The 3,974-nt window shown below is 73.5% G+C and carries 4 protein-coding genes; 1 reads left to right on the top strand and 3 read right to left on the bottom strand.

The annotated features are described in order from the left end of the window. Nucleotides 1-73: 73 nt before the first annotated feature. The 3 genes from ABT247_RS32360 to ilvA form a co-directional block, all read right to left on the bottom strand. A complete protein-coding gene (locus ABT247_RS32360) occupies nt 74-931 on the bottom strand; it encodes an ABC transporter permease (protein ID WP_350749944.1) in 858 nt (285 codons plus the stop codon). Nucleotide 932: 1 nt separating this feature from the next. Next, the gene (locus tag ABT247_RS32355) at nt 933-2,015 is read right to left on the bottom strand and encodes an ATP-binding cassette domain-containing protein (RefSeq protein ID WP_350749941.1); all 1,083 of its coding nucleotides are present in this window, start codon (nt 2,013-2,015) and stop codon (nt 933-935) included. A 304-nt stretch (nt 2,016-2,319) separates the two neighbouring features. Next, nucleotides 2,320-3,531: a threonine ammonia-lyase gene (gene ilvA, locus ABT247_RS32350; RefSeq protein WP_350749937.1), complete on the bottom strand. Its 1,212-nt coding sequence runs from the start codon at nt 3,529-3,531 to the stop codon at nt 2,320-2,322. Between the two features lie 122 nt (nt 3,532-3,653). Between ilvA and ABT247_RS32345 the strand changes: the two genes are divergently transcribed. Then, a partial coding sequence (locus ABT247_RS32345) for a MarR family winged helix-turn-helix transcriptional regulator (protein ID WP_350749934.1) occupies nt 3,654-3,974 on the top strand: 321 nt, incomplete at its 3' end.

Below are 3,974 nucleotides of genomic sequence, written 5' to 3'. Positions count from 1 at the left end.
CGGCCGACGAGTCCACGGACCCGGCGGCCGCCCTCGGGCGTTCCGCACCCGGTGGTGCGAGCGGCTCGGCGGCTCAGCCCACGGCGGAGCGGTACTTGCGCACCGACAGCCAGGAGAACACCGCCGTGATCACCAGCGACCACAGCACCGAGACCAGCGCGGCGTGCTGCATCGGCCAGGCGTCGGGCACCGGCCCGACCTGGTTGCCGAAGAGGTTCCGGCAGGCCTGCACGGTGGCGCTGAACGGGTTCCAGTACGCGACGTCCTGGAGCCAGCCCGGCATCGAGCTGACCGGCACGAACGCGTTGGACACGAAGGTCAGCGGGAACAGCCAGATCAGCCCGGCCGAGGTGGCCGCCTCGGGACTGCGCACCGACAGGCCGATCAGCGCGCCGATCCAGGAGAAGGCGTAGCCGAGCAGCAGCAGCAGGCCGAACGCGGCGAGCGCCTTGAGCACCCCGTCGTGGATCCGCCAGCCGACCAGCAGCGCGACCAGCGCCAGCACGACCACGGTGAACGCCGTCTGGAACAGGTCCGCGAGGGTGCGGCCGACCAGCACCGCGGAGCGGGTCATCGGCAGCGAGCGGAAGCGGTCCACCAGCCCCTTGGTCATGTCCTCCGCGATGCCGGCCGAGGCGCCGGCCACCGCGAAGGTGACGGTCTGGGCGAAGATGCCGGCCATCAGGAACTGGATGTACGTGTGGGAGCTGGAGTTCGTCCCGGGGATCCTGATCGCCCCGCCCATGACGTACGAGAACAGCAGCACGAACATGACCGGCTGCATGAGCCCGAAGACCACGATCTCGGGGATCCGGGACATCCGGCGCAGGTTCCGCTTGGCGACCACCCAGGAGTCGTGCAGAGTGGCGTTCAGACCCCGGCGCTGGGCGGGCACCGCCGCGCCGATGGCGTGCTCGGTGGTGGTGCTCATCTCAGCGCTCCGTTCCGGCCGTGACGGCCTGCTGCTGCTCGGGGCCGCCGCCGTCGGTGCCGTCCGTGCCGCGCGCGCCCCTGCCGCGACCCCGGCCGCCCCGACCGCGCCCCTTGGGGTGTTCGCCGCCGTCCTCCTCGGCCGTCTCCGCGGCGTGGCCGGTGAGGGTGAGGAACACGTCGTCCAGGGTGGGCCGGCGCAGTCCGATGTCGTCGATCTCGATGCCGCGGCCGTCCAGTTCGCGGATGGCGTCGGCGAGCACCCGGGCGCCGCCGCTGACCGGCACGGTGATCCTGCGGGTGTTCCGCTCCACCGCGGGCTCGCCGAGGGCGTAGCCGGACAGCGCGGCGACGGCGTCCGCGACCAGGCCCGGGTCGTGCACCACGACCTCGATCCGCTCCCCGCCGATCTGGGCCTTGAGCTGGTCGGCGGTCCCGCGGGCGATCACCCGCCCGTGGTCCACCACCGCGATGTCGTGGGCGAGGCGGTCGGCCTCCTCCAGGTACTGGGTGGTGAGCAGCAGCGTGGTGCCCTGCTCGACCAGCGTCTCGATGACCTCCCAGAGGGCGAGCCGGTTGCGCGGGTCGAGGCCGGTGGTGGGCTCGTCGAGGAACATCACCGGCGGCCGGACCACCAGCGCCGCCGCGAGGTCGAGCCGGCGGCGCATACCGCCGGAGTACGTCTTGGCGGTGCGGTCCTTGGCCTCGGTCAGGTTGAACCACTCCAGCAGCTCCAGCGCGCGGGCCTTCGCCGCGCGGGTGCTCATCTGGTAGAGCTCGCCGACCATGGTGAGGTTCTCGAAGCCGGTCAGGTACTCGTCGACCGCCGCGTACTGGCCGGACAGCCCGATCAGGCTGCGGACCCGGTTCGGGTGCTCGAGCACGTCGACGCCGGCCACCACCGCGCGGCCGGAGTCGGGGCGGAGCAGGGTGGTGAGGACGCGCACGGTGGTGGTCTTGCCGGCGCCGTTCGGGCCCAGCAGCCCGAGCACCGTCCCCTCGGGGACGTCGAGGCTGACGCCGTCCAGGGCTCGCACGTCACCGAAGGTCTTCACCAGGTTCTCGGCTTGGATGGCTGGCGCCATGGCCTGCCTCATCTCCTCGGACGATTCGGGCACTCTGTCCCACTCTGCCCGGATTTCGGGCATGCGGGCGACTCGGTTCGCGACCGCGGACGCGGGACGCGATGTATCGCGAGCGAGCTTGGCAACTCGCGATACATCGCGTCAAGCGGATTTTCACGACCGGCCCCTCCCGACGGGACCGTCCGGGCGGCCTCTCCGGCGAACCCGCCGCGGCCGGCGCCCGCCGCCGCGGATCCGGCACGCCCAGCCCGATCCCCCGCACGCCCAGCCCGATCCCCGCACGCCCAGCCCGATCCCGGCGCCCTCAGCCGGAGACGACGTACCCCGCGTCCCGGAGCTCGCCGAGCACCAGCGCGCAGTGCTCCGGCCCCTTCGTCTCCAGGTGCAGGTCCACCTCCACCTCGGTCAGCCCGAGTTTCGGGTCGGTCCGCACGTGCGCGACGTCCAGCACGTTGGCGTCCACCCTGGTCAGCACGCCCAGCAGGTCCGCCAGCGAACCCGGCTTGTCCGCCAGGCGCACCCGCAGCGACAGGTACCGCCCGGCCGCCGCCAGCCCGTGCCGCAGCACCCGCTGCATCAGCTGGGGGTCAATGTTGCCGCCGGACAGCACGGCCACCACCGGGCCCTCGAAGGAGTCAGGCCGTTCCAGCAGCGCCGCGATCGGCGCGGCTCCGGCCGGCTCGACGACCAGCTTCAACCGCTCCAGGCCGAGCAGCAGGGCCCGTGACAGCGCGTCCTCGGAGACGGTGCGGATGCCGTCCGCCAGCGTGTTGACCACCTCGAAGGGGATGTCCCCCGGGCGTCCGACCATGATCCCGTCGGCCATGGTGGCGTAGCGCTCCAGCGACACCGGCCGCCCGGCCGCGAGCGACGGCGGGTACGCGGCCGCGGCCGCCGCCTGCACCCCCACCACCCGGACGTCCGGCCGCAGCGGTTTGACCGCCGCCGCGATCCCGGCCAGCAGTCCGCCGCCGCCCACCCCGACCAGGATGGTGCGCACCTCGGGGCACTGCTCCAGGATCTCCAGCCCGACGGTCGCCTGTCCGGTGACGACGTCCCAGTGGTCGAAGGGGTGGAGGAACACCGCTCCGGTCGCCTCCGAGTACCGCTGCGCGGCCTGCAGCGCCTCGTCCACGGTGGCGCCGTGCAACCGGACCTCGGCGCCGTACTCGCGGGTGGCCGCGACCTTCGGCAGCGGCGCCGCGACCGGCATGAAGACCGTCGAGTGCACCCCCAGCAGCGAGGCCGCCAGGGCCACGCCCTGGGCGTGGTTGCCGGCGCTCGCGGCCACCACCCCGCCGGCCCGTTGCACCGGCGAGAGTCCCGCGATCCGCACGTACGCCCCGCGCAGCTTGAACGAGCCGGTGCGCTGCAGGTTCTCGCACTTCAGGTGGACCGGCGAACCGACCAGCCCGGACAGGTGCCGGCTGCTCTCCATCGGGGTCACCCGGGCGACCCCGGCGAGCATCTTCTGGGCCCCGCGGACGTCGTCGAGGGTGAGCGGCCAGTTGTGCATGGCGCCAGCCTACGGCCGGCGGCGCCCCCGACCGGGGACGCCGGGGCTGTTCCCGGGCCCGCCCGGCCCGCGTACGCTGCTGCCTCTGAGCCTCTCTCACCGCACGACGATCGTGAGCCGCGATGACGACGACCTCGCCCCAGGCCACCGACCGAATCGAGCCCGTGCACACCCAACTCCAGTACCAGCTGGCGGTGTTCGCCCGCCGGATGGAACAGGTCCGGACCTCCGGCGGCGGCGTCGGGGCGCTGGACCGGGCCGCCTACCTGCTGCTCGACCGCCTGGACCGGCACGGACCGGCGAACGTCAAGGCGCTGGCCGAGGCGCTCGGCGTGGACTCCTCCACGGTGACCCGCCAGGTCGCCCCGCTGGTCGCGGCCGGGCTGGTCGGCCGGGTCCAGGACCCGGCCGACCGCCGCGCGGGTCGCCACGCGCTGTCCCCC

This window comes from Kitasatospora sp. NPDC001539, assembly GCF_040298565.1.
Lineage (GTDB): Bacteria > Actinomycetota > Actinomycetes > Streptomycetales > Streptomycetaceae > Kitasatospora.
This window is presented reverse-complemented; position numbering and strand designations above follow the sequence as displayed.

Excerpts from the sequence above, each read along its gene's own strand:
- ABT247_RS32360 (WP_350749944.1), bottom strand. The coding sequence starts at position 931 with ATGAGCACCACCACCGAGCACGCCATCGGCGCGGCGGTGCCCGCCCAG.
- ABT247_RS32355 (WP_350749941.1), bottom strand. The coding sequence starts at position 2,015 with ATGGCGCCAGCCATCCAAGCCGAGAACCTGGTGAAGACCTTCGGTGAC.
- ilvA (WP_350749937.1), bottom strand. The coding sequence starts at position 3,531 with ATGCACAACTGGCCGCTCACCCTCGACGACGTCCGCGGGGCCCAGAAG.